This window comes from Methylopila henanensis, from assembly GCF_042681025.1.
GTDB classification, from domain to species: domain Bacteria; phylum Pseudomonadota; class Alphaproteobacteria; order Rhizobiales; family Methylopilaceae; genus Methylopila; species Methylopila henanensis.
Genome location: NZ_JBHUER010000010.1, coordinates 190,533 through 215,162 on the forward strand (window position 1 = coordinate 190,533; position 24,630 = coordinate 215,162).

Sequence of the window (24,630 nt, forward strand, 5' to 3'; positions counted from 1 at the left end):
AAACACAATGCCCATATGCGAGGCTGATCGCGCCGTTACTGGTCACAAAATGGTCAAGAGCTCGCCCAGGGTTGCGCTCTAGTGGTGCCGGGCGCCTCAAAGCGCGGCGCCGATCAGCGCCTTGGCCAGATCGGCGTGCCGCCGGAGGGCGCGCTCGCGGTCGACCGTGACGCATCGCCCGCCTTCGACCACCACCCGCCCGTTGACGACGGTGAGGTCCGCGCGCGCCGGTCCGCAGAACACGAGCGCCGCGACCGGGTCCCATTGCGCACCCGCGAAGGCGACGGCGCCCATGTCGAAGGCGGCGAGGTCCGCCGCCATGCCGGGCGCCAGCGCGCCGATGTCCGGACGGCCGAGCGTCTTCGCGCCGCCGAGCGTCGCGAGCTCCAGCGCCTCCCGCGCCGACAGCGCCGAGCCGCCGCGCGCGACCCGCTGCAGCAGCAGCGCCTGACGGGCCTCGTTCAGCATGTGGGCGGAGTCGTTCGAGGCCGAACCGTCGACGCCGAGCCCGACCGTCACGCCAGCGTCGAGCATGGCCCGGACCGGCGCGACGCCGCTGCCGAGCCGCATGTTCGAGCACGGACAATGCGCGACGCCGGTCCCGCTGCGAGCGAACAGGGAGATCTCGCCGGGATCGAGCTGCACGCAGTGGGCGTGCCAGACGTCGTGGCCGCACCAGCCCAGCTCCTCCGCATAGGCGCCCGGCCGAACGCCGAACTGCTCGAGCGAATAGGCGACGTCCTCCACGTTCTCGGCGAGATGGGTGTGCAGCCCGACGCCGTAGCTGCGGGCGAGCTCGGCCGAAGCCCGCATCAGGTCGCGGCTGACCGAGAACGGCGAGCAGGGCGCGACGCCGACGCGCACCATCGCGAACGGCGCGGGGTCGTTGAACGCCTCGATGACGCGGCGGCAGTCGGCGAGGATGGCGTCCTCCCGCTCCACCAGCGCGTCCGGCGGCAGGCCGCCCTGGGACTCGCCGATGCTCATCGAGCCGCGCGTGGGATGGAACCGAACGCCGATCTCGACCGCCGCCTCGATCGAGTCGTCGAGGCGCGCGCCGTTCGGATACATGTAGAGGTGGTCGGAGCTGGTGGTGCAACCGGTCTCCGCGAGCTCCATCAACCCGACCAGCGTCGAGACATGGATGTGCTCCGGCCCCATCCGCGCCCAGATCGGGTAGAGCGTCCTGAGCCAGCCGAACAGCAGCGCGTCCTGCGCCGCCGGCACGACGCGGGTGAGGTTCTGGTAGAGGTGGTGGTGGGTGTTGACGAGGCCGGGCGTCACCACGCGGCCCGTCATGTCGATCACCCGGTCCGCCTCCGCCGGCAGCTCCGCCGTCGGCCCCACTTGCTCGATGACGCCGTCGCGGGCGAACAGGCCGCCGTCGGGGATCTCGCGGCGCGCGCCGTCCATGGTCACGAGCACGTCGGCGTGGCGGATCAGAAGCGTGGGCACGGGCGGATCACCTGTGTCGGGAGGCCGGAGGCGGCGGGCCGCGACGATCCGGCCCGCGCGCCGCCAATTCAAGCGCCGTGCCAGCGGGGCCCACGCCGTTCGAGCGAACCCGCGGGGAAAACTAGGGCTCCCGGCTAGGTCCCCGCGCGTCACCGGCCTATGACGGGTGCGCGGCGCGCCGTCTGCGGGGCGCCAGCGCGGACGACACAAGGAGGCGGCGTGAGCGCGGAAGACAGACTGAAGGAGCTCGGACTGGAGCTCCCGGCGACCTACACCCCGGTCGCGACCTACGTGCCGGCGAAGCGCGTCGGCGACCTGCTGTTCCTCTCGGGCCAGGGCCCCCGCCTCGCCGACGGCTCGCACCATGTCGGCAAGGTCGGCGCCGAGGTCACGGTCGCGGAAGCCTACGAGCACGCGAAGATGGTCGGGCTCGGCCTGCTCGCCGCCATCAAGGCCGCGGTCGGCGACCTCGACAAGGTCGAGATCGTCAAGCTGCTCGGCATGGTCAACGCGGCGCCGGACTTCACGCAGCAGCCGGAGGTGATCAACGGCTGCTCGGACCTGCTGGTCGCGGTGCTGGGCGAGCGCGGACGCCACGCCCGCTCCGCGGTCGGCATGGGCTCGCTGCCGAACGGCATGACGGTCGAGATCGAGGCGATCGTCCGGATCCTGCCGTGACGACGCCGCTTGGCGCCGAAATCGCCCGAACCTTCGGGACTCCCGCGGTGGTGGTCGATCTCGACGTGGTGGAGGCCAACGTCGCGCGCGTGCAAGGCTTGTGCGACGCCGCCGGCCTCGCCAACCGCCCGCACGTGAAGACCCACAAGTCGCCGGAGTTGGCGAAGCTGCAGGTCGCGGCTGGCGCGAAGGGGATCACCTGCCAGAAGCTGGGCGAGGCCGAGGCTATGGCCGACGGCGGGCTCGACGACATCCTGATCAGCTACAATCTGCTGGGCGAACGCAATGTCGGCCGCCTCGGCGCGCTGCTGAAGCGGGCGCGGGTGACGGTCGCCGCCGACAGCCCCGTCACCGTGGACGGCCTGCGGCCCGCGGCGGCGATCGCCGGCCGCCCGCTCGACGTCGTCGTGGAATGCGACACAGGCCTGAAGCGCGCGGGCGTCGAGACGCCGGCGGAGGCGGTCGCGCTCGCGAAACGGATCGCGGCGACGCCCGGGCTCACCTTCGCAGGCCTGCTGCTCTACCCGCCGCCGGACCGCTGGCCGGAGACGCAAGGCTTCCTCGACACGGCCGCCGCGGGCCTCGCCGCGGAGGGGCTGAAGCCTCGCATCGTGTCGACCGGCGGCTCGCCGAACCTGAAGAACCTCGGCGCGCTGAACGGCGCGACCGAGCACCGTCCCGGCACCTATATCTTCAACGACCGCATGCAGATGGCGGCGGGGGTGGCGACGCTCCGGGACTGCGCCGCCCATGTCTACGCCACGGTCGTGAGCCGCGCGGGGCCTGAGCGCGGCATCGTCGACGCCGGCTCCAAGACGCTGACCAGCGACCCCGGCGGCCTCGACGGCCACGGCCTCATCCTCGAACACCCCGACGCCCGCATCGGCGCGCTCTCGGAGGAGCACGGGTTCCTCGACCTCCGGGCCTGCGCGGCGAAGCCCGCCGTCGGCGACGTGGTGCGGATCGTGCCGAACCATGTCTGCGTGGTGGTGAACATGGTCGACCGCCTCGTCGCCGTGCGCGGGGCTACGATCGTCGGCGAGATCCCGGTCGTCGCCCGCGGCCTGAGCGTGTGAGGCGCGGCGTTTCGCGCGGCCGCCATCCTCGCCGTCATGCCGCCTTTGCGGGCATCCACGACTTGGGGGGTCCGTCACAGCCCCCTCACCCGGAGGGCTGACGCCCTCCGGCCTCTCCCCGGCGGGGAGAGGTCGGCCCGTAGGGCCGGGTGAGGGGGAATAACGACCGCGCCCTACCCCGCCAGCACGCTCCGCGCGGCCTCGAACAGCACCTCGACCCCGAGCGCGAGGTCCTCTTCCTTGGTGTCCTCCGACCAGTGGTGGCTGATCCCGCCGATCGAGGGCGTGAACAGCATCGCGGCCGGCATGATGCGCGCGAGGTTCTGGGCGTCGTGGCCCGCGCCGCTCGGCATGCGCCGCCACGCGCCCGGCGCGAGGCGCTCGGCGGCCGCCGACAGCGCGTCCATCAGGCCGGGATCGCAGACGGCGGGGACGGCGCGGCTCAGGACCTCAATTGTGGTGTGGCAGCGCTCGCGGCGGTTGCTCTCCTGAACGAGGCGGCGAAGGCAGTCCTCCATCCGCTCCAGAACCGCGATCTCGACGTCGCGGAACTGGAACAGCACGTCGGCGGTCCCCGGAATGATGCTGGGCGCGCCGGGGTCGAGCGCGATGCAGCCCGTGGTCCAGGTGCTGCGCTCTCCGCAGACGCGCGGGAACTCGGCGTCGATCGCGGCGAGCAGCCGGACGGCGGTGAGGCCGGCGTCCCGGCGCTCGGCCATGGTGGTTCCGCCGGCGTGGTCCTGCGCGCCCTCGACGATCAGCCGGAACTGCCAGATCGCGACGATGCCGGTGACGACGCCGACGCGCTCGCCGGCGTTCTCCAGCGTCGTGCCCTGCTCGATGTGCATTTCGAGATAGCCGCGGTAGCGGGCAGGATCGAGCGTCAGGCGCGGGCGGCCTTCGAGCCCCGCCGCCTTCAGCGCGGCGCGCAGCGGCGTGCCGTCGGTGCGGTTGCGGGAGCCGTCGATCTCGGCTTCCGTCAGGTCGCCGATCGCCGAGCGGCTGCCGAGGAAGCCGACGTCGAAATGCCCCTCCTCGTCCGCGAAGGCGATCGGATCGACCGCGAGCCCCGAGCGCGCGAGCGCGAGCGCCGCGACCACGCCGAGCGCTCCGTCGAGCCAGCCGGCCTCGTTCTGGCTCTCGATATGGCTGCCGGCGAGCAGGCGGGGGCCGGCGCCCTCCCCGCGGCCGATCACCGTGCCGACGCCGTCCATCTCGGGGGCAAGTCCGATCTCCGCCATCTTCCGCATCAGCCATTCGCGGGACTCCATGTCCTGCGGCGAATAGGTCGGACGATGGACGCCGGTCTTGAACCGGCCGATCTGGCGCAGTTCGTGGAGGTCGGCGAGGAAGCGGGCCGTGTCGACGGTCGGGGCGGTCATTGCATGTCCTTGGAGATCAGGCGTCAGGCGGGTTGAGCGCGGCGCGCGGCCGCTCGAAGCTCCGCCGCCCGCGCTTCAGGCCCCAGAGCGGGGCCGCGATGTCGGCGAAGGCCTCTCCGGCGTCCGCCGCGTCGAGCACGACGAGATCGGCCGCGGCGCCGACGCGCAGGCCGTAGTCGTCGAGGTTCATCAGCCGCGCCGGCCCGTCGGTGACGAGGTCGAGGCAGGCGTCGAAACCGTCGGGGCCGACTTGCGCCACGTTGGCGTAGAGGTTCGCCATCCGCATCAGCGACAGGTCGCCGAACGGCGTGAACGGGTTCTGCACGTTGTTGGTGGCGATCGAGGCGGTGACGCCGCGGCGCGCGAGCTCGTGCGCGGGCGTCACGCCGCGGGGCCGGTCGGCGAAGCGGTCGCGCCCCATCAGGTAGAGGTCGGTGGCGGGCAGCGCCGTCAGCGCAACGCCGGCGCCCGCGAGCCGGGCCGCGGCGCGCTCGAAGGCGCTCGGCGTCATGGCGGAGAGTTTGGTCACATGGCCGACCGCGACCCGGCCGCCGCGGCCGAACGCCTCCGTCCGCCGGCAGACGTCCTCCAGATGGCCGGTGGAGGCGTCAAGATCGAAGTCGAGATGGAGATCGAGCGCGACGTCATAATCCGCGGCGAGCTCGAACAGGCGGTCGAGCTGGGCGATCGGGTCCGTGTCGGTGTAGGGGCAGCCGCCGAGAACATCGGCGCCCTCCTCCAGCGCCGCGACCAGCAGCTCCTCGCAGCCGGGATCGTTGGTCAGCCCCTCCTGCGGGAACACGCAGAGCTCGAGGTCGATCCCCCAGGCGTAGTCGCTGCGCGCCCGCTTCAGCGCGCGGAAGCTGCGCAGGCCGGCGCGCGGGTCGACCTCCACATGGGTCCGCATCCGTGTCGTGCCGTGGGCGATCGCGCGGTCGAGGCAGCGGCCGGCGCGGGCGAGCACGTCCTCTTCGGTGAAGTCCGCCTTCAGCCGCGCGACGGTCGCGATCGCGGCCTTCAGGTCGCCATGGGCGTGGCCGCAGCGCCCGAGCAGGCAGGCCTTGTCGAGATGGACGTGGGTGTCGACGAAGCCCGGAAGTCCCAATCGCCCGCCGGCGTCGATCACGGGCGCGTCGCACACGATCTCGCGTTCGATCGCCGCGATCCGTCCTCCGGCGATCCCTATCGCGACGGGCGCCGGGGCGTCACGCGTGTTGAGATTGGTGACGACGAGATCGAGGGTCATGCGCAGCGTCCGCGGAACATGCCCACAAAACTAGCGCCGGGGGCGCAAAATGCATGAACTAATTGCATGCACTTTGCCTCGCATTCTGCTTAAAGCTTGGACGTCCCGCAGCCGTGAGGATGAATCCGATGTCCGACGCCCTGTCCCCTGACGCCGCGCTGGTGCGCGATTTCCTCGAAGCCTCGATGGTCCCGGATCCCGAGCGGGCCGCGAGCTACATGGCCGACGACGTGCGGATCACCTTCACCGGCGGCCGTCCCTTCACGCATCCGAGCGGCCCCACCGCCTTCAACGCCATGCGCTACGCCTGGGTGAAGAAGCGGATGGAGCGGTTCGACGTGGCCCCGGGCGACGGCGAGACGGTGGTCTACAGCGTCGGCACGCTCTACGGCGCGTGGCCGGACGGCGAGCCGTTCGAAGGCAACCGCTACGTCGACCGCTTCCTGGTGCGCGGCGGCAAGATCGTCACCATGGACGTCTGGAACGACAGCGCCGAACGCATTCTTACGCGGCTCGGCGTCGAGGCCTGAACGGCCTCAGGCTCGTCGTCATGCCCGCCTTCGCGGGCATCCACGACTTCCTTTTGACCCGTAGCGCCAGACGTAAAAGTCGTGGATACCCGGCTTCGCCGGGCATGACAGGCGCTTGGGTCGCGCGCCCCGTACATTTTGCAAACGCAGTCACCGCCCTCCGCGCCCGCCCTTCGGCGGCGCGGCGTCGTGCGCGTAAGGGGCCAGCACGTCCATGATGTTACGCGGCTTCGACGTCGACTCGGACACCAGCGCGCGGCCGGCGACGGCTTCGAGGTGGTGGTCCATCAGGGCCGTCGCCCGTTCCGCGTCGCCGCCGGCGAGCGCCGCCACGATCTCGAGGTGCTCGCTGACCGCGCAGTCCGAGGAGTGCGGCCGGGCGAACAGCGCGAGCGTCAGGCAGCAGCGATAGGCGATCTCGCTGACGTAGCGGATGAGCACCGGGCTGCCGGTCATCTCGGCGAGGCGGATGTGGAACTCGGTCGCGAGCCGGATCGAGATCGGCTCCGGGCCGCCCTTCGCCTGCCGCTCGCGCTCGATGCCCTCTTCCAGCTCCGCCACCTGAGCGCGGGTCAGCCGGCCCGCGAGCCGCTTCACCACCAGCCGTTCGAGGCCGGCGCGCACGTCGAACAGATCGCGCGCCTCATCCCAGCTCGGGGTCGCGACCACGGCGATGCGGTTGCGGCGAAGCTCCACCAGCCCCTCGGAGCCGAGCTGGCCGAGCGCGTGGCGGGCGATGGTGCGGCTGACGCCGAAGCGCTCGCCGAGCGCGTCTTCGGGCAGCCGGTCGCCCGGCATGAGCGCCCGCTCGATGATCGCGCGGCGCAGCGCCTGACAGATGACGCCGACCCGGTCCGGCGCGGTCTTCGAAGCAGCGTCCACGTCCGCCTTCATCGCGCGAGTCCCTCCCGAGGCCGCTGAGCCCCTCGCGTGATAGCGCCGGGCGGCGGGACTGCGCAAGGCGATCTGGGGCCACGCTTGCATGCACTTTCGCCATGGAGGCGCATGCATGATGTCCGGAACACACCGTCACGACCCTGGCGCGGAGCGCGTCGCGATCGCCCTGTCCGGCGCAGCCGTCACCTTTGGCCGCGGCGCGCGGAAGACCGCGGCGCTCAGCCCGACCACGCTGAAGATCGCCGAGGGCGAGTTCGTCGCGCTGGTCGGCCCGTCCGGCTGCGGCAAGTCCACCATCCTCAAGCTCGCGAGCGGCCTGCTGCAGCCGAGCGAGGGCACCGTCATCGTGGGCGGCCGCGAGACCGCCGCCAAGGCGATGCGCATCGGCATGGCGTTCCAGAACCCGACGATGCTGCCCTGGCTCACCGTCGAGCGGAACATCATGCTGCCGCTCAAGATCGTGCGGCCGTTTCGCGGCGAGTACCGCGCCAAGCGGCGGACGGAGTTCCGCGACCGCGCCCACGCGCTGCTCGATCAGGTCGGGCTGAAGGGCTTCGCCGAAAAGTATCCGTGGCAGCTCTCGGGCGGCATGCAGCAACGGGCGAACCTCTGCCGCGCGCTGATCCACGAACCGCGGCTGCTGCTGCTCGACGAGCCGTTCGGCGCGCTCGACCAGTTCACCCGCGAGGAGCTCTGGGGCGTACTGCAGGACCTGTGGCTCGCGCGCAAGCCGACCGTGCTGCTCGTCACACACGACCTCAAGGAGGCCGGGTACCTCGCGAGCCGCATCTGCGTGATGAGCGCCCGCCCCGGCCGCATCCTCGACGACAGCCCGGTGGATTTCCCGCGCCCGCGCACCGTCGCCATGACGTTCGACCCGGATTTCGTCGCCCTCAACCAGCGCCTCAGGGCGCGCATCGTGGAGGCCCGCGGCGGCGCGGAGCAGAGCTGATGACCGATTTCGCCGCCGTACGCCGCAAGCTCTGGGCTGTCGCCCTGATCGTCGGCTTCTTCCTCCTCTGGGAGGCGCTCTGCCTCGCCCTCGACGTCTCGGACCTGGTGCTGCCGCGCCCGAGCCAGGTGTTCGCCACCCTGTTCGCGCGGCTGCCGATCCTGTGGCCGCACATCCTGCAGACGCTGATGACGACCATGATCGGCTTCGTCGGCGGCGTGGTGATCGGCGTCGCCATCGGCGCGCTGATCGGCGTCTCGAAGGTCGCCTACGACACCGCCTATCCGCTGCTCATCGGCTTCTCGTCGATCCCGAAGGTCGCCGTGGTGCCGATCTTCGTGCTGTGGTTCGGCTCCGGCACGGTTCCGGCCGTCCTGACCTCGCTCGTGATCTGCTTCTTCCCGATCGTCGTGAACGTCGCGACGGGCCTCGCCACCACCGAGCCCGAGCTCGAGGACGTGCTCAAGGCGCTCGGCGCCTCGAAGGCCGACATCCTCTGGAACGTCGGCCTGCCGCGCGTGACGCCGTTCTTCTTCGCGGCGCTGAAGGTTTCAATCACCTACGCCTTCGTCGGCACCGTGCTGGCCGAGACCGTCGCGTCGAACCGCGGCGTCGGCAACGTGATGATGAGCGCGTCGTCGAACTTCGACGTGCCGCTGGTCTTCGCCGGGCTGTTCGTGCTCGCGGGCCTCGGCGTCGCCCTCTACGTCGCCTTCTCCCTCATCGAGCGCCGCGTCACCGGCTGGGCCTCCCGCCGCGACGACTTCGCGGCCGCCTGACCATTCCCAAGCAGGAAGGATCCCCGAGATGCTCAAACCGCTCCTCGCCGCGCTCGCGCTCGGCGCCCTCGTCTCGGCGCCCGCCGCGGCGGCCGACACCAAGATCAAGTTCACGCTCGGCTGGAAGACCCAAGGCTCCGACGCCGCCTTCATGCTCGCCAAGGACAAGGGCTACTTCAAGGAGGAAGGGCTCGACGTCCAGATCGACCAGGGCGAGGGCTCGGGCGCGACCGTCACCCGCATCATGTCGGGCGCATGGGACGCGGGCTTCGGCGACGTCAACGCCATCATCCAGAACGCCGCCCAGCGCCCGGACGCCGCGCCGGTGATGGTCTACCAGATGTGGAACCGCCCGCCCTTCGCGGTCGTGACCAAGGCGGAGGCCGGCGTGAAGTCCCCGAAGGACCTCGAGGGCAAGACGCTCGGCGGCGCGCAGGGCACGCCGACCACGCGCCTGATCTCCGTCTTCGCCAAGACCAACGGCGTCGACATGGAAAAGGTCAAGCTCTCCAACATGGCCCCGAACCTTCAGGAGCCGATGCTGATCCGCGGCGACATCGACGGCGCGATGGTGTTCACCCTCACGAGCTACTTCAACCTCGTGCTGAACCGGCAGGACCCGGACAAGGACTACCGCTGGCTGAACTTCGGCGACTATGGCCTCGACCTCTACTCGAACGGCATGATGGTCTCGCGCAAGCTGCTGAAGGAGAATCCGAAGGCGGTGGCGGGGCTGGTCAAGGCCGTCAACCGCGCGGCGATCGAGATCGGCAAGGACCAGGAGGCGGGCATGAAGGCGATCGAGGCCTATGACAACCTCGTCAACCTCGCGGTCGAGAAGCGCCGCCTGCAGTTCGCCTACGAGAAGCTGATGGTCTCGCCCGAAGCCGCCGAGATCGGCCTCGGCGACATCAAGGACGACCGCATGAAGAAGGCGATCGACATCGTGGTTGCGGGCTACGGCCTGCCCCGCGCGCCGGAGCCGGCCGAGATCTTCTCGCGGGAGTTCCTGCCGGCCCGCGCCGAGCGCGAACTCGTCTACACGGCGAACTGACCATGGCCGGAGCCGTCGCCGCCGCGGCGCTGTTCGACGGCGAACGCCTTCGCCACGACGTCGCCCTCGCGCATGAGGGCGGCGGCGTCGCGGCGATCGAGCGGCTTGGCGAGCCGCCTCGCGGGCCGCGACGCCTGGTGACGCCGGCGCTCGTCAACGCGCACGACCATGCGCGGCCGCTGTCGACGACCTCGTTCGGGTCGGCCTTCCTGCCGCTCGAAGCCTGGCTGCCGCGCAACGTGTTCGTGACGCCGCCGGACCCCTATCTCGCGGCGATCGCCCCGCTCGCCCGCGCCGCGCGGGCCGGCTGCGGCGCGGTGATGGTCCATTACACCCGGCCGAGCGGGACGCTGTCTCCGGTCGACGAGGCCCGCTCCATCGCCCGCGCCGCGAACGACATCGGCGTGCGCATCGCCTTCGCGCCCGCCGTGCGCGACATGAACCCGCTGGTCTATGGCGACGAGACCGAGATGCTGGCGCGCCTGCCCCCGGCGACCGAGGCGCTGTTCCGCGAGGCCTTCGTCCGCGAGCCCACGACGCCGCAGGCCTATCTCGACCTCGTCGACGAGATCGCGGACGCGATCGCGGGGCCGCTTGTCGACGTGCAGTACGGGCCGGCGGGCCCGCAATGGTGCTCGCGCCCGATGCTGGAGGCGATCGCGGACGCTTCCGCCCGCACCGGGCGGCGCGTGCACATGCATCTGCTGGAGACCGAGCGCCAGCGCGCCTGGGCGGACCGGGCCTTCCCCGACGGCGTCGTCCGGCATCTGGAGGAGATCGGCCTGCTGTCGGAGCGGCTGACGCTCGCCCATTGCGTCCATGCGCGCCCCGACGAACTCGACCGGATCGCGGCCTCCGGCGCGCGGATCGTCACCAATTTCAGCTCGAACATGTATCTGCGCTCGGGCCTCGGCCCCATCCGCCAGGCCCACGCCCGCGGCTGCCGGGTCGCGGTCGGCGTCGACGGGCAGGCGCTCGACGAGGACGACGACCTGCTGCGCGAGATGCGGCTGGTGCACGGCGTCCACGCCGGGGCGAAGCTCGATCCCGCATGGACGCGCGCCGGCTTTCTGTCGGCCGTGATCGCCGCCGGCCGCGCCGCCGTCGGCGCGCCCGGAGACGGAGCGCTGACGCCCGGCGCGCCGGCGGATTTCGTGACGTTCGATCTCGACGCGCTTGACCGCGACCGGATCGCACCGGTCGATCCGCTCGACCTGCTGTTCACCCGCGGCGCCGCGGCCCATGTGCGCGAGGTCGTGGTGGCGGGCCGCACGATCGTCGCCGACGGCCGCGTCACGGGCGTCGATCTCGACGCGGTCGAGGCCGAGCTTCGGACGCTGTTCCGGGCGAACGCCGGCCGCCATCGCGCGCTCGAAGCCGCATGGGGGCCGTTCGACGCCGGCTTGCGCGACTGGTTTCGGGGCTGCCTCGGCTGCGGCTGAAGCCGCGGCCCGTCGACGAAGCGTGACTTGCCGCCCTCGCCCCGCGAGGATGAACTGACCGACCAGAAGCCGAACAACGACAGAGAGGACGAGACGCCATGCCGAAGGAGATTTTCGTGTCCTACGGGATCGACGTCGACGCCGTGGCCGGCTGGCTCGGCTCCTACGGCGGCGAGGACAGCCCCTGCGACATCTCCCGCGGCGTGTTCGCCGGCCGCGTCGGCTCGCCCCGCCTGCTGCGCCTGTTCGACAAGTGGGGGATCAAGACCACCTGGTTCATCCCCGGCCACTCGATCGAGACCTTTCCGGAGGAGATGAAGGCGGTCGCCTCCGCCGGCCACGAGATCGGCATGCACGGCTACAGCCACGAGAACCCGATCGCGATGACGCCGGAGCAGGAGGAGGCGATCTTCGACAAATGCGTCGAGGTGATCGCCGAGCTGTCCGGCCAGGGCCCCCGCGGCTATGTGGCGCCGTGGTGGGAGTTCGGCGCCAAGACCAACGAACTGCTGCAGAAGAAGGGCGTCCGCTACGACCACTCGCTGATGCACAACGACCATCACCCCTATTACGTGACGGTCGGCGACCAGTGGACCAAGATCGACTACTCGCAGCACCCCTCGACCTGGATGAAGCCGTTCACCTCGGGCGCGGAGACCGACCTGATCGAGATCCCGGCCTCGTGGCATCTCGACGACCTGCCGCCGATGATGTTCATCAAGGCCGCGCCCAACAGCCACGGCTTCGTCGATCCGCACGTCATCGAACGGATGTGGCGCGACCAGTTCGACTGGGTCTACGAGAACTACGACTACGCCGTGTTCCCGCTCACCATCCACCCGGACGTCTCCGGCCGCCCGCACGTGCTGCAGATGCACCAGCGGCTCTACGACCACATGCGCGCCCATGCCGGCGTGAAGTTCGTCGCGATGGAGGAGATCGCGGAGGATTTCGCCAAGCGCTATCCGCGCTCGGGAAGCGCGCGGCCGCAGTCCTGACGGCCATGTGCGGGCTCTGCGGGTCGTTCGGATCGGAAGCGCACTGGAGCGACGGCGTCGCGGACCCTGCGCTGACGCCGACCGCCGAGCGCCACCGCCGCGCGGCGGTGGCGAACGAGACGCTGGCGCTCTACGGTCTCGGCGTCCGCGAATGGGGCGGCCGCTTCACGCTGTCGTCCCGCACCGGCAAGGTCGCGGTGGTCGACACGCTCGGCGCGGTCTGGCCCGCGGCCGAAAAGCTGATCCGCCGCGACTGCGACCCGCTCGATCCCGCCGTCATCGCGGCGCTGGAGCGGTGAGCCGCCTTCCCGTCAACATCCTGACCGGCTTCCTCGGCTCGGGGAAGACGACGCTGCTGAAGCGCCTGCTGGCGGAACCTGAGCTCGCCAACACGGCCGTGCTGGTCAACGAGTTCGGCGAGGCCGGGCTCGACCACCTGCTGCTGGAGCGGATCGCCGACGACGTGGTGCTGCTGAAGAGCGGCTGCCTCTGCTGCACCGTGCGCGGCGATCTGCGCGACGCGCTGATGGCGCTACTCGGGCGGCGCGCCCGCGGCGAGATCGCCGGCTTCGATCGGATCGTGATCGAGACCACAGGCCTTGCAGACCCCGGTCCGGTCGTTGCGACCCTCGCCGCCGACCCGGCGCTGCGCCACCAGCTCCGCACCGGCGCGATCGTGACCGTGGTGGACGCCATGTTGGGCGAGGCGACGCTCGACGCCCACGAGGAATCCGTGCGTCAGGCCGCTGTCGCCGACCGCCTGATCCTCACCAAGACCGATCTTGCGCCGGAGGCCGCGGCCGCCCGCGTCAGGACACGGCTCGCGAACCTCAATCCGGCAGCGCCGGTGATCGAACTTTTCCCCGACGACGCGCCCTCGCCCGACCTGCTGCTCGCCGACGTCCATGACGACGCGACCCGCGCCGTCGAGGTCCGGCGCTGGCTCGCCGCGGGCGCCGGCCGCCACGGCGCCGTGCGCGCCTTCGCGCTCGCTGCGGAGCAGCCGCTGGACTGGGCGCGCTTCGGCCTCTGGCTGTCGATGCTGCTGAACCGGCACGGCGACCGCATCCTGCGGCTCAAGGGTCTGGTCGCGGTCGAGGGCGTCGACACGCCCGTCGTGATCCAGGGCGTGCAGCATCTGGTGCACGCCCCCGTCCATCTCGACGCATGGCCGGACGGGCGCCCCGCCACCAAGCTGGTGGTGATCGCGCACGGGCTGGACCCGGCGCTGGTGGAGCGCTCGTTCCGGGCGTTCTGCCGCGTCGCGCCGCCCGCCGCTCACGTCGCGGCCTGATGACGGAAGACGGCGCCGGCCGTTGACACCGCCGGCCGCCGCCCCCATCGTCTCGGAACCCGAGGGGTGCCCGCGAGGGCTGAGACGGCGAGAGCCGAACCCTTTGAACCTGATCCGGGTCATGCCGGCGAAGGAACGGGGGCGCCAGACCGACGCTTTCCGCATTTCGCCGGCTCGACCCGCCACACGCGGAAGCGAGCACCCGCGCCCATGCGCGTCACCGTTCTCGGCGCCGGCGTCGCCGGCCTGACCACCGCTCTGGAGCTTGTTCGTCGCGGCGCGACCGTCACGGTCGTGGACCGCGCGGCCGCGCTCGGCGCAGGCGCCTGCTCCTGGTCCGCCGGCGGCATGCTGGCGCCGTGGTGCGAGCGGGAGAGCGCCGAGCCGGTCGTCGCCACGCGCGGCGCGGTCGCGCTCGACTGGTGGGACGAAGCGACCGGCGCCGTGACGCGCCACGGCACGCTGGTGGTCGCGCCGCCGCGGGACTCGGCCGAGCTCACGCGCTTCGCCCGCCGCACCGAGCGCTACGAGACCATCGACGGCGACCGGGTGGCGGAGCTGGAGCCCGACCTCGCCGGCCGCTTCCGCGCCGGCCTGTTCTTCCCCGACGAGGGGCATCTCGACCCGCGCGGCGCGCTCGCCTCACTGGAGCGCTCCTTGCGCGAGCGAGGCGTCACGTTCCGCTACGGCGTCGAGGCCGACCCGGCGGAGGTCGGGGACGACGCCGTGGTGGACTGCCGGGGCTTCGCCGCCCGCGACGCCCTGCCGGACCTGCGCGGCGTTCGCGGGGAAATGCTGGTGGTGCGGACCGACGAGATCCGCCTGTCGCGGCCGGTGCGGCTGCTGCACCCGCGCATTCCCTTCTACGTGGTGCCGCGGGCCGGCGGCGTGTTCATGCTCGGCGCGACCATGATCGAGAGCGCCGAGCGCCGCGGCGCGACCGCCCGCTCGGTCGTCGACCTGCTGAATGCGGCCTATGCGCTGCACCCGGCCTTCGGCGAAGCCGAGATTCTCGAAGTGCGGGCCGACGTCCGTCCCGCCTTCCCCGACAACCTGCCGCGCGTTGAAAGACGCGGCGGAACAACCTACGTCAACGGTCTCTACCGTCACGGATTTCTGTTGTCGCCCACATGCGCTCAGCAGGCCGCGGAGATCGCGACGCGACCGGAGGACACGTCCCATGAAGCTGACCGTGAACGGCGACGAGCATGATCTCGCCGCGGCCGACCTCGCCGAGGCGCTGCGCCTGCTCGAGCTCGACAGCGCGGTGGTGGCGACGGCGCTGAACGGCGCCTTCGTGCCCGCCGCCTCCCGCGCCGCCACCGCGCTCGAGGACGGCGACCGCATCGAAATCGTTTCGCCCCGGCAAGGAGGCTGACATGCTGAACTTCTACGGCGTCGAGATCGCGTCCCGCCTGCTGCTCGGCACGGCGCAGTACCCCTCGCCCGCCATCCTCGCCGACGCGGCGCGGGCCTCCGGGACCGAGATTCTGACCGTGTCGCTGCGTCGCGAATCCGGCCGGCTGCGCGAGGGCCAGGACTTCTGGGGGCTGATCGCCGAGCTCGGCGTGCGGGTGCTGCCCAACACCGCCGGCTGCCACTCCGTGAAGGAGGCCGTGACGACCGCGCAGATGGCGCGCGAGGTGTTCGGGACGTCGTGGATCAAGCTCGAAGTGATCGGCGAGGCCGACACCCTGCAGCCGGACGTCTTCGGCCTGGTCGAGGCGGCGCGCATCCTCACCTCTGAAGGCTTCGAGGTGTTTCCCTACACCACCGAGGACCTGGTCGTGGCCGAGCGCCTGCTCGACGCCGGCTGCAAGCTGCTGATGCCTTGGGGCGCCCCGATCGGCACCGGCATGGGGCTCAACAACGTCTATGGGCTGCGGTCGCTCAGGGCGCATTTCCCGGACGTGCCGCTGGTGATCGACGCCGGCATCGGCAGGCCGAGCCACGCCGCCGCCGCGATGGAGCTCGGCTACGACGCCGTGCTGCTCAACACCGCCGTCGCCAAGGCCGGCGATCCGGTGGCCATGGCCGGCGCCTTCGCCCGCGCCATCGAAGCGGGCCGAGCGGGCTTCCTCGCCGACCCGATCGAGCCCCGCGACATGGCCGCGCCCTCGACGCCGGTCTTCGGCCGCGCGAGCCTCGCATGACGGCGCGGCTCGATCCGTTCTACCCCGTCGTCGACAGCGCGGACTGGGTGGCGCGTCTCGTGGGCGTCGGCGCGCGGCTGATCCAACTTCGGGTTAAGAACAAGCCGCAAGACGTTGTTAACCATGAAATTAACCGCGCGTTGCAGCTTTGCGCGACGGCCGGTGCAACTCTTGTCGTCAACGACTACTGGCAGGCCGCCATCGATCTCGGCGCGCCCTTCCTCCATCTCGGGCAGGAGGACCTCGACGGGGCCGACCTCAAGGCGATCCGCGCCGCGGGCGTTCGCCTCGGCGTCTCGACCCACACGCCGGCTGAGCTCGACCGGGCGCTGTCGGTCGATCCGCACCATGTGGCGCTCGGGCCGATCTGGCCGACGATCCTGAAGCAAATGCCTTTTGCGCCTCAAGGGCTTGAGCGCATCGGCGAATGGAAGCGGGTCATCGGCGACCGTCCGCTGGTCGCGATCGGCGGCCTGACGCCCGAGCGCGCCGCGCAGTGCCTCGCCGCCGGCGCGGACGTCGTGGCCGTCGTCAACGACGTGGTCGGCGCCGCCGATCCGGAAGCGCGCGCCCGCGAGTGGATCGAGATCACACGCGTTCAGGCCTGAAGTCGAGAGTATGTAGGCGCGAAGCGCAACCGCTCATCCCGCGGCGTCGTCGGATTCGCTGTCGAGCTTCTCCGGATCGATCGCGCCCGGCGCGCTCTTCGGCGTCTTGCGCGCGTCCCCGGCCCTGCGTTTCACGCCGGCCGTCTCGGCGGCGTCCGGAGGGCCGTCGGGAGCGTCTCCCTTGCCGGGGCCCGCGTCCGGTCGCCGCTCGAACTTCACGGGCCGGACAGCGTCCGCCTCGGAGGCGCCCGTCGCGGCGCTGCGGTCCTTCTCAGGTGTCGGCGAGCCCGCCATGCGTCATCTCCCTTGTTCGAGGGAGAAACCCGCCGGGCCGCGGTCGGTTCCCCTAGCCCCCCGCCCGCCTGCGCGGTCAGTGCAGGATCTGGCTGAGGAACAGCTTGGTGCGCTCGTGCTGCGGGTTGGCGAAGAAGGCGTTCGGCTCGTTCGACTCCACGATCTGGCCGGCGTCCATGAAGATCACGCGGTCGGCGACCTGACGGGCGAAGCCCATCTCGTGCGTCACGCACAGCATCGTCATGCCGTCGTTGGCGAGGCCGACCATGGTGTCGAGCACCTCCTTGACCATCTCGGGGTCGAGCGCCGAGGTCGGCTCGTCGAACAGCATGATCTTCGGCTTCATGCAGAGCGCGCGGGCGATGGCGACGCGCTGCTGCTGGCCGCCCGAGAGCTGGCCCGGATACTTGTGGGCCTGATCGGGAATGCGCACCCGCTTGAGGAAGTGCATCGCGATCTCTTCGGCGTCCTTCTTGGGCATCTTGCGCACCCAGATCGGAGCCAGCGTGCAGTTCTCGAGGATCGTCAGATGCGGGAACAGGTTGAAGTGCTGGAAGCACATCCCGACCTCGCGCCGGATCTCGTCGATCTTCTTGAGATCGTTGGTGAGTTCGGTGCCCTCGACGATGATCTGGCCCTTCTGGAACTCCTCGAGCCGGTTGATGCAGCGGATCATCGTCGACTTGCCGGAGCCGGACGGCCCGCAGATGACGATGCGCTCGCCGCGCTTCACCCTGAGGTTGATGTCCTTGAGGACGTTGAACTCGCCATACCACTTGTGCATGCCGATGATCTCGACCGCGATCTCCTTCGAAGGCGGCGCCTTGTCGACGGACGGCAGTTCTGAGGCTTCGACGACGGATTCGGCCATGACGGCGGCTCCCTGTGCTTAGCGCTTGTGGCCGGTGTCGAGCCGCTCTTCGACGAACCTCGAATAGCGGGACATGCCGTAGCAGAAGATGAAGTAGACGATGCCCGCGAAGGCGAACCCGGTGTAGACCGTCATCGGCGTCGCCCAGTTGGGGTCGGCGAAGGCCGCACGGATGATGCCGAGGAAGTCGAAGATCGAGACGATCGCGACCAGCGTCGTGTCCTTGAACAGGCCGATGAAGGTGTTGACGATGCCGGGGATGACCAGCTTCAGCGCCTGCGGCAGCACGATCAGCAGCATCATCGGCCAGTAGCGCAGGCCCATCGCCATCGCGCCCTCGTACTGGCCTTTCGGGATCGCCTGCAGACCGCCGCGCACCACCTCGGCCATGTAGGCGGCGGAGAACAGCGCGACGCCCACGAGCGCGCGCAGCAGGCCGTCGATCGTCCAGCCGGACGGCAGGAACAGCGGCAGCATATAGGTGGCGAAGAACAGCACGGTGATCAGCGGCACGCCGCGCCAGAACTCGATGAAGGCGATCGAGACGAACTTGATCAGCGGCAGCTTCGACCGGCGGCCGAGCGCCAGCAGAATCCCGAGCGGCAGCGAGGCGACGATGCCGGTCGTCGCGACGACGAGCGTGACGAGCAGGCCGCCCCAGGCCCGGGTCTCGACCGTGCGGAGGCCGAAATAGCCGCCGTGCAGCATCACGAAGGCGAAGATCGGGAACGCGACGAAGAACAGGAGCGCGTTCGCCTTCTTATAGGGCGCCTTCGGGATCAGCAGCGGAACGATCAGCGCGACCGCCACGAAGAACACCGTGGCCGGGCGCCAATGCTGGTCCGCCGGATAGAACCCATACAGCAACTGCCCGAAACGGTTGGTGATGAAAGGCCAGCACGCGCCGACGCCGGGCGCGACGCAGGCTTCGCGATTCGTTCCGGTCCACACCGCGCGCAGAAACAGGAAGTCGATGAAAACCCAGGCGAGATAGACGGCGAGCGCGGCGCAGACGAGCGTCAGCAGCGCGTTCATCGGACCGGAGAAGAGGTTCTGCCGCGCCCAGCCGGAGAAGCCCGACACCGCCGCCGGCGGCGGCTGCGGCGTCAGCATCTCGGTGCGGATGAAAGGACGGTTCGGTCCCGCGATGGTCGTGTCGGTCATGCCGCCGCCCTCACCGTTCGATCAGCGCGACGCGCTTGTTGTACCAGTTCATGAAGCCCGAGGTGACGAGGCTGATCACGAGGTAGATGCCCATCGTGATCGCGATGATCTCGATGGCCTGGCCGGTCTGGTTGAGCGTGGTGCCAGCGAAGACCTGGACCAGCTCGGGATAGCCGACGAAGGCCGCGAGCGACGAGTTCTTGGTCAGGTTGAGGTACTGGCTCGTCAGCGGCGGGATCATGACCCGAAGCGCCTGCGGGATCACCACCAGCCGGGTGGCCAGGCCGGGCTTCAGCCCGAGCGAGGCGGCGGCCTCCGACTGCCCGTAGTTCACGGCCTTGATGCCGGCGCGGACGATCTCGGCGATGAAGCCGCCGGTGTAGATCGAGAGCGCGATGACAAGCGCCGCGAACTCCGGCAGCAGCCGCGAACCGCCGTTGAAGTTGAAGCCCTTCAGGACCGGGTGGTCGATCGTGACGGGGAAGCCGACGGCGAGCAGCGCGACCAGCGGCAGGCCAATCAGCAGGCCGACCGAGGTCCAGAACACCGGAAACTGCTGGCCGGTCGCGTTCCGCCGGGCCGTCGCCCACTTTTTCAGGACCACCACGCCGACGATGGCGACGGCGAAGGCGATCAGCCCGACGCCGCTGCCCTCGCCGAATACGAACCTCGGGATGTAGATTCCGCGATTGTTTATGTAGATCTCACCAAACAGCGAATAGCTGTTGCGCGCCGCCGGCATCGCCGCGAGCACGGCGAGGTACCAGAACAGGATGTGGAACAGCAGCGGCAGGTTGCGCGTCACCTCGACATAGGCGGTGCAGACCTGCCGGACCATCCAGTTTTTCGAAAGCCGGCCGACGCCGACGAGGAAGCCGAAGATCGTCGCGAAGAAGATGCCGACGCCGGCGACCAGCAGCGTGTTGATGATGGCGACGAGGAGCGCGCGGCCGTAGGTCGAGGTCTCGTTGTACTCGACCATCGTCTGGTTGATGCCGAAGCCGGCGGTCTGGTTCAGGAACCCGAAGCCCGAGGCGATGCGCTGGTTGGCGAGGTTGGTCTGGGCGTTCCAGACCATCATGCCGATCGCGAAGACCACGATCGCGGCCACGACCGCCTGCGCGACCAGGCCCCGGAAGCGCGCGTCGTTCAGGATGGACGAGCGCGAGCGGGCCGGCTCAGCGGGGGCTGGACCTTCGTGAGTGATCGCCATTCGGGGCTCCACGAATGAGACGGGCGGGCCGCTGCGGCTCCGGGCCGACTGATGCCGCGACGGGACATGCGCCCATCGACGTCCGAGCCGGTCCCCGCGCCGTCGCGGAGACCGGGCGGCCGGAGCGGGACGTAGGACGCCCGCGCTCCGGCCGAACCGTCTTCAGCGGATCGGCGGACCGTACTGCAGGCCGCCCTTGGTCCAGAGCGCGTTCTTGCCGCGCTCGATCTGGAGCGGCGAACCGGCGCCGACATTGCGGTCGAAGGCCTCGCCGTAATTGCCGACCTTGCCGACGATGCGGACGACCCAGTCCTTGGTCAGGCCGAGCTGTTCGCCGAAATTGCCCTCGACGCCGAGCATGCGGCGGACGTCGGGGTTCGGCGAGTTCAGCATCTCCTGGACGTTCTTCGACGTGATCCCGGCCTCTTCGGCGTTCAGCATCGCGTAGTGCACCCACTTCACGACGTCGAACCACTGGTCGTCGCCCTGACGGACGGCGGTGGCGAGCGGCTCCTTCGAGATCAGCTCCGGCAGCACCATGTGCTCGTCCTTATTGGCGAGCTTCAGGCGCAGCGCGTAGAGCTGGGAGGAATCCGAGGTGAACACCTCGCAACGGCCGGACTCATAGGCCTTCAGCGTCTCTTCCTGGCCTTGGAAGGCCACGACTTCGTACTGGAGGTTGTTGGTGCGGAAGAAGTCCGCGACGTTGAGCTCGGTCGTGGTGCCGGACTGGGTGCAGACGGAGGCGCCGTTGAGCTCCAGCGCCGACTTCACGCCGAGCGCCTTGCGCACCAGGAAGCCCTGGCCGTCGTAATAGTTGGTGGCGGTGAAGTTCAGGCCCTGGGTCGCGTCGCGCGACGACGTCCAGGTGGAGTTGCGCGACAGCACGTCGACTTCGCCGGACTGCAGGGCCGTGAAGCGGTCCTTCGCGGTCAGGGGCGTGAAGCGGACCTTGGTCGGATCGTCGAGGATCGCGGCGGCGACGGCGCGGCACAGGTCGACGTCGAGCCCTGTCCACTCTCCCTTTTCGTTCGGGTTCGAGAAGCCCGGAAGGCCGGTGCTGACGCCGCATTTCAGCACGCCGTCCTTCTTGACCTGGTCCAGCGTGGCGGCGCCCGCCGCGCCGGACGCGAAGACCGCCGAAGCGCCGAGCGCCAGAGCGGTAAGGATTTTTTTCATAAATCTTCTCGCCTTGTTCGCCGCTCGCTCCATTGCGACCAAAGTCGCAACACCGGCGGCTTCCTGCCTTGGCATTTTCAACGCCCGCCAGCCCGGCGCTCGAAAGCCGCCGATGACCGACGCCTTATCTTTGCGCGAACCTCCGACGGCTGCGAGATGAATTTCGCGCCAGTTGCAATTATTGGTCAAGCTTGACGCCGCCCTATGGGCGAACGCATGAACGAAGGTCGTTCACGACCACGCGAGAGGTTCGCCGATGGCGCGAAAGAGCGGTCGCTCCTACGGGCCGATGACCTACCTCGTCCTCGGCGGGCGCGACGTCGTCGACCAGCACGGCTTCGTCAACCCTCCAATCGTGCGCGGATCGACCGTGCTGTCGCCGACGGTCGCCGACCTCACGAGCGGCTCGGGCCGATACACCTACGGCCGTCGCGGCAGCCCGACCTACGAGTCGCTGACCGAAGCGCTGCAGGAGCTTGAGGGCGGAGCGCACGTGGCGCTGACCCCGTCGGGCCTCTCGGCGGTGACGACGGCGCTGCTGTCCGTGCTCGGCTCCGGGGACCATCTGCTGATGGTCGATTCCACTTATCAGCCGACGCGGCATCTCTGCGATACGCTGCTCCGCCGGCTCGGGATCGAGACCACCTATTACGACCCGCTGATCGGGGCGCAGATCGCGGACCTGATCCGGCCCGAAACCAAAGCGGTCTTCGTCGAGAGCCCGGGGTCGCTGACCTTCGAGATTCAGGACGTCCCGGCCATCGCGGGCGCGGCCCATGCGCGCGGCGCGGCCGTCGTAATGGACAACACGTGGGCGACGCCGCTGCTTTTTAAGGCGCACGATCACGGGGTCGACCTGTCGCTGACGGCCGGCACCAAATATCTCGGCGGGCATGCCGATCTGCTGATCGGCACGATCTCGGCGAATGAATCCTACGCTCCGGCGCTGAAGGCGGCGCATGGCGCGATGGGAATTCACGTCGGTCCGGAGGATATATTCCTTGCGCTTCGCGGCCTTCGCACACTGGGCGTCCGGCTCGCGCATCAGCAGGAGGCGGGGCTACGGGTCGCGCGCTGGCTGAACAGCCGGCCGGAGGTCGCGCGCGTCATGCACCCGGCGCTCGAGACCGATCCCGGCCATGCGCTCTGGAAGCGCGATTTCGAGGGCGCGTCGAGCCTGTTCGGGGTCGAGCTCGCGCCCGGATCGCGGGCTGCGGTGGCCGCGTTCCTGGATGGGCTGGAGCTGTTCGGCCTCGGCTACTCCTGGGGCGGCTTCGAAAGCCTCGCGATCCCCTACGACGCCGGCCGCATCCGCACCGCGAGCCGCTGGGCGCCGGAAGGCCCGACGATCCGCATCCATATCGGGCTGGAGGAGGTCGAGGACCTGCTCGCGGACCTGGAAGCGGGCCTCGCCCGCTACACGTCGACGGCCTGAACGCCGCTCGACAGCGTCGGGAATGGTCCCTCGCCGAGCAGATGCGATCGACCCCTGCCCGGAAACGACGAAGCCCCGCGCGGCAGGGCCGCGCGGGGCTTCGAAACTGATCGTCAGAGCTTAGAAGCTCAGAGCTCAGCCGGGCTGTACGAGGTGACCTCGAGGCCAACGGGGGTCTCTTCGACGATCGGAGCGGTCCAAACGGCCATAGTAGCCTCCTGTGTTTGCCCGCGGCGGCGTCGCCGCGTGTTCGATGATTGAAACATAGGAAGCCCGCTTTCCCGCCGCCAGTTAATTCTCTGTCATGTTTCGAGAGCGGTCCCGCGGCTGCTCCCGCGGCGCAATGCGGACGCCGGGCGGCTGCGCCCTATAACGCGGGTCGCCCGTCACCGCGCCGCGAGACCCGATGCTGACCCCCTCTCCGCCGCCCGCCGCCCTGCTCGCGCCCGGCGACACCTGCTGGCGGATCGAGCGCGCCGACCGCTTCGCGCTGATCGTCGACGCCGCCGACTACTACCGCGCCGCCAAGCAGGCGATCCTGAAGGCGCGGCGCTCGGTCATGCTGATCGGCTGGGACTTCGACAGCCGGATCGAACTCGAGCCCCACGGCGCGACGATCGAGGGGCCCAACCGGCTCGGCCCCTTCCTGAGCTTCGTCGCGGACCGGCGGCCGGAGCTCAGCATCCACCTGCTGAAATGGAACCTCGGGGTCCTGGAGACGCTCGGTCGCGGCGAGACGCCATTCTACCTCGTGCAGTGGATGCTGAAGAAGAACATCCGCATGAAGCTCGACGCCAGCCATCCGCCGCTCGCCGCCCACCACCAGAAGATCGTGGTCGTGGACGACGCGCTCGCCTTCTGCGGCGGCATCGACATGACGCTCGGCCGCTGGGACACGCGCGAGCATCGCGCCGACGACAAGGGCCGGCGCTCGCCCTGGGGCCGGCAGCTTCAGCCGTGGCACGACGCCACCACCTGCATGGACGGCGCGGCGGCGCGGGCGCTCGGCGATCTCGCCCGCGCGCGATGGCGGATCGCGACCGGCGAGGAGCTGGACGCGCCGCCGAGCGGCAGCGATCCCTGGCCCGACGACCTGCCCGCCACCGTCGCGGACGTCGACGTCGCGATCGCGCGCACCTTCGCCGAATATGGCGACCAGCCCCAGGTGGCGGAGATTGAGCGGCTCTACCTCGCCGCGATCGCGCGCGCCGAGCGCTTCCTCTACATAGAGAGCCAGTACTTCGCCTCGCGCCGCATCGCGGAGACGATCGCCGCGCGGCTTTCCGAGCCGGACGGGCCTGAGATCGTGGTGATCAACCCGGAGTCGCAGGACGGCTGGCTCGAGGAGAGCACCATGGGCGCGGCGCGGGCGAAGCTCGTGCGCCTCGCCCGCCGCGCCGACGTCCATGGACGGTTCCGAATCTACTGGCCGGCGACGCCGGACGGAACGCCGATCTACGTCCACGCCAAGGTCATGATCGTCGACGACACGTTGCTCAAGGTCGGCTCGTCGAACCTCAACAACCGCTCCATGGGCTTCGACACCGAGAGCGACGTGGCGATCGAGGCCGCGGCCGACGACGACCGGCTGCGCGGCGTGATCGCGCGCATGCGCGACGACCTCCTGGCCGAGCATCTCGGCGTGACGGCCGACGAGATCGCCGCCGAGTTGTCCCGGACCGGCTCGCTGATCGCGACGATCGAGTCGTTCCGCGGCGCCGGCCGCCGCCTCGAACCGCTGGAGGCCCGCGAGGTCGACGACGTCGAGGACGCGCTGTCGGAGACCGATCTGGTCGATCCCGAGCGTCCCCCAAGCCTGTGGCGGCGGGCGCGGAGGCGGATCGGGCTGCGGTAGAAAGCTCTCCAGCTTCGCCGCCACGCGCTTTGCGCCGGAGGCGCGCGCCTCTATCGTCGCGCACCCGCAACGGCG

At 70.1% G+C, this 24,630-nt stretch carries 26 protein-coding genes and 1 riboswitch; of the genes, 16 read left to right on the top strand and 10 right to left on the bottom strand.

All coding sequences use genetic code 11. From position 1 onward, the window contains the following. Window positions 1–96 precede the first annotated feature (96 nt). Window positions 97–1,455, bottom strand: coding sequence for an 8-oxoguanine deaminase (locus ACFSCV_RS13985; protein WP_378800190.1), 1,359 nt, complete (start codon window positions 1,453–1,455; stop codon window positions 97–99). Window positions 1,456–1,674: 219 nt separating this feature from the next. Here ACFSCV_RS13985 and ACFSCV_RS13990 point away from each other — a divergent pair, with 219 nt between their 5' ends. Both ACFSCV_RS13990 and ACFSCV_RS13995 read left to right on the top strand, forming a co-directional pair. After that, entirely contained in the window at window positions 1,675–2,133 is a 459-nt protein-coding gene (locus tag ACFSCV_RS13990) for a RidA family protein (RefSeq protein WP_378800191.1), read from the top strand. Next, entirely contained in the window at window positions 2,130–3,209 is a 1,080-nt protein-coding gene (locus ACFSCV_RS13995) for a D-TA family PLP-dependent enzyme (RefSeq protein WP_378800192.1), read from the top strand. Before ACFSCV_RS13990 ends, ACFSCV_RS13995 begins: the two co-directional genes overlap by 4 nt. A 173-nt stretch (window positions 3,210–3,382) precedes the next feature. Here ACFSCV_RS13995 and ACFSCV_RS14000 read toward each other — a convergent pair whose 3' ends face one another. Together ACFSCV_RS14000 and ACFSCV_RS14005 are read right to left on the bottom strand one after the other, a co-directional pair. Beyond that, complete coding sequence (locus tag ACFSCV_RS14000; RefSeq protein ID WP_378800193.1) at window positions 3,383–4,591, bottom strand: Zn-dependent hydrolase; 1,209 nt, start codon at window positions 4,589–4,591, stop codon at window positions 3,383–3,385. A 16-nt stretch (window positions 4,592–4,607) separates the two neighbouring features. Next, window positions 4,608–5,837, bottom strand: a complete 1,230-nt coding sequence (locus tag ACFSCV_RS14005; protein ID WP_378800194.1) for an amidohydrolase family protein — start codon at window positions 5,835–5,837, stop codon at window positions 4,608–4,610. Window positions 5,838–5,965: 128 nt separating this feature from the next. Between ACFSCV_RS14005 and ACFSCV_RS14010 the strand changes: the two genes are divergently transcribed. Then, on the top strand, window positions 5,966–6,367 hold the full coding sequence (locus tag ACFSCV_RS14010; RefSeq protein ID WP_271198999.1) for a nuclear transport factor 2 family protein: 402 nt from the start codon (window positions 5,966–5,968) through the stop codon (window positions 6,365–6,367). Between the two features lie 150 nt (window positions 6,368–6,517). Here the strand turns inward: ACFSCV_RS14010 and ACFSCV_RS14015 are convergent, their stop codons facing one another. After that, window positions 6,518–7,261 (bottom strand): GntR family transcriptional regulator, encoded by a 744-nt coding sequence (locus ACFSCV_RS14015; protein WP_378800195.1) that lies wholly within the window; start codon window positions 7,259–7,261, stop codon window positions 6,518–6,520. 115 nt (window positions 7,262–7,376) lie between these two features. On the opposite strand from ACFSCV_RS14015, the gene ACFSCV_RS14020 reads away from it, so the two are divergent. The 11 genes from ACFSCV_RS14020 (at window position 7,377) to ACFSCV_RS14070 (ending at window position 16,544) form a co-directional block, all read left to right on the top strand. Next, complete coding sequence (locus ACFSCV_RS14020; RefSeq protein WP_378800196.1) at window positions 7,377–8,216, top strand: ABC transporter ATP-binding protein; 840 nt, start codon at window positions 7,377–7,379, stop codon at window positions 8,214–8,216. Beyond that, window positions 8,216–8,995 carry an ABC transporter permease gene (locus ACFSCV_RS14025; RefSeq protein ID WP_378800197.1) on the top strand — a complete coding sequence of 260 codons (780 nt, stop codon included), beginning with the start codon at window positions 8,216–8,218 and terminating at the stop codon, window positions 8,993–8,995. The genes ACFSCV_RS14020 and ACFSCV_RS14025 overlap by 1 nt, the downstream gene beginning before the upstream one ends. Window positions 8,996–9,023: 28 nt before the next feature. Beyond that, complete coding sequence (locus tag ACFSCV_RS14030) at window positions 9,024–10,049, top strand: ABC transporter substrate-binding protein (RefSeq protein ID WP_378800198.1); 1,026 nt, start codon at window positions 9,024–9,026, stop codon at window positions 10,047–10,049. Window positions 10,050–10,051: 2 nt separating this feature from the next. Further along, window positions 10,052–11,491 carry an amidohydrolase family protein gene (locus ACFSCV_RS14035; RefSeq protein ID WP_378800199.1) on the top strand — a complete coding sequence of 480 codons (1,440 nt, stop codon included), beginning with the start codon at window positions 10,052–10,054 and terminating at the stop codon, window positions 11,489–11,491. Between the two features lie 98 nt (window positions 11,492–11,589). Then, window positions 11,590–12,489, top strand: a complete 900-nt coding sequence (locus ACFSCV_RS14040; RefSeq protein WP_378800200.1) for a polysaccharide deacetylase family protein — start codon at window positions 11,590–11,592, stop codon at window positions 12,487–12,489. A 5-nt stretch (window positions 12,490–12,494) separates the two neighbouring features. Beyond that, window positions 12,495–12,788 carry a hypothetical protein gene (locus ACFSCV_RS14045; RefSeq protein ID WP_378800201.1) on the top strand — a complete coding sequence of 98 codons (294 nt, stop codon included), beginning with the start codon at window positions 12,495–12,497 and terminating at the stop codon, window positions 12,786–12,788. After that, a complete protein-coding gene (locus tag ACFSCV_RS14050; RefSeq protein WP_378800202.1) occupies window positions 12,785–13,783 on the top strand; it encodes a CobW family GTP-binding protein in 999 nt (332 codons plus the stop codon). The genes ACFSCV_RS14045 and ACFSCV_RS14050 overlap by 4 nt, the downstream gene beginning before the upstream one ends. 52 nt (window positions 13,784–13,835) lie before the next feature. Beyond that, window positions 13,836–13,936, top strand: a riboswitch (TPP riboswitch). A gap of 57 nt (window positions 13,937–13,993) precedes the next feature. Then, window positions 13,994–14,995, top strand: a complete 1,002-nt coding sequence (locus ACFSCV_RS14055) for an FAD-dependent oxidoreductase (RefSeq protein ID WP_378800203.1) — start codon at window positions 13,994–13,996, stop codon at window positions 14,993–14,995. Further along, on the top strand, window positions 14,964–15,161 hold the full coding sequence (thiS, locus tag ACFSCV_RS14060; protein ID WP_271199010.1) for a sulfur carrier protein ThiS: 198 nt from the start codon (window positions 14,964–14,966) through the stop codon (window positions 15,159–15,161). The genes ACFSCV_RS14055 and thiS overlap by 32 nt, the downstream gene beginning before the upstream one ends. A gap of 1 nt (window position 15,162) precedes the next feature. Beyond that, entirely contained in the window at window positions 15,163–15,936 is a 774-nt protein-coding gene (locus tag ACFSCV_RS14065) for a thiazole synthase (RefSeq protein WP_378800204.1), read from the top strand. Then, a complete protein-coding gene (locus tag ACFSCV_RS14070) occupies window positions 15,933–16,544 on the top strand; it encodes a thiamine phosphate synthase (protein WP_378800205.1) in 612 nt (203 codons plus the stop codon). The genes ACFSCV_RS14065 and ACFSCV_RS14070 overlap by 4 nt, the downstream gene beginning before the upstream one ends. Before the next feature lie 33 nt (window positions 16,545–16,577). Here ACFSCV_RS14070 and ACFSCV_RS14075 read toward each other — a convergent pair whose 3' ends face one another. The 5 genes from ACFSCV_RS14075 to ACFSCV_RS14095 all read right to left on the bottom strand — a co-directional run bounded on the left by ACFSCV_RS14075 (window position 16,578) and on the right by ACFSCV_RS14095 (window position 21,265). Next, window positions 16,578–16,838: a hypothetical protein gene (locus tag ACFSCV_RS14075; protein ID WP_378800206.1), complete on the bottom strand. Its 261-nt coding sequence runs from the start codon at window positions 16,836–16,838 to the stop codon at window positions 16,578–16,580. A gap of 76 nt (window positions 16,839–16,914) precedes the next feature. Continuing rightward, window positions 16,915–17,622, bottom strand: a complete 708-nt coding sequence (locus ACFSCV_RS14080) for an amino acid ABC transporter ATP-binding protein (RefSeq protein WP_378800744.1) — start codon at window positions 17,620–17,622, stop codon at window positions 16,915–16,917. A 105-nt stretch (window positions 17,623–17,727) separates the two neighbouring features. Continuing rightward, complete coding sequence (locus tag ACFSCV_RS14085) at window positions 17,728–18,858, bottom strand: amino acid ABC transporter permease (RefSeq protein ID WP_378800745.1); 1,131 nt, start codon at window positions 18,856–18,858, stop codon at window positions 17,728–17,730. 25 nt (window positions 18,859–18,883) lie between these two features. Next, entirely contained in the window at window positions 18,884–20,086 is a 1,203-nt protein-coding gene (locus ACFSCV_RS14090; protein WP_378800207.1) for an amino acid ABC transporter permease, read from the bottom strand. A 162-nt stretch (window positions 20,087–20,248) separates the two neighbouring features. Beyond that, window positions 20,249–21,265: an amino acid ABC transporter substrate-binding protein gene (locus ACFSCV_RS14095; RefSeq protein WP_378800208.1), complete on the bottom strand. Its 1,017-nt coding sequence runs from the start codon at window positions 21,263–21,265 to the stop codon at window positions 20,249–20,251. 256 nt (window positions 21,266–21,521) lie between these two features. Here ACFSCV_RS14095 and metC point away from each other — a divergent pair, with 256 nt between their 5' ends. Continuing rightward, window positions 21,522–22,700 carry a cystathionine beta-lyase gene (gene metC / locus ACFSCV_RS14100; protein ID WP_378800209.1) on the top strand — a complete coding sequence of 393 codons (1,179 nt, stop codon included), beginning with the start codon at window positions 21,522–21,524 and terminating at the stop codon, window positions 22,698–22,700. 128 nt (window positions 22,701–22,828) lie between these two features. Here metC and pqqA read toward each other — a convergent pair whose 3' ends face one another. Next, window positions 22,829–22,966 carry a pyrroloquinoline quinone precursor peptide PqqA gene (gene pqqA, locus ACFSCV_RS14105; RefSeq protein ID WP_378800210.1) on the bottom strand — a complete coding sequence of 46 codons (138 nt, stop codon included), beginning with the start codon at window positions 22,964–22,966 and terminating at the stop codon, window positions 22,829–22,831. A 140-nt stretch (window positions 22,967–23,106) separates the two neighbouring features. Here pqqA and ACFSCV_RS14110 point away from each other — a divergent pair, with 140 nt between their 5' ends. Next, the gene (locus tag ACFSCV_RS14110) at window positions 23,107–24,555 is read left to right on the top strand and encodes a phospholipase D-like domain-containing protein (RefSeq protein ID WP_378800211.1); all 1,449 of its coding nucleotides are present in this window, start codon (window positions 23,107–23,109) and stop codon (window positions 24,553–24,555) included. The last annotated feature ends 75 nt before the right edge of the window (window positions 24,556–24,630 follow it).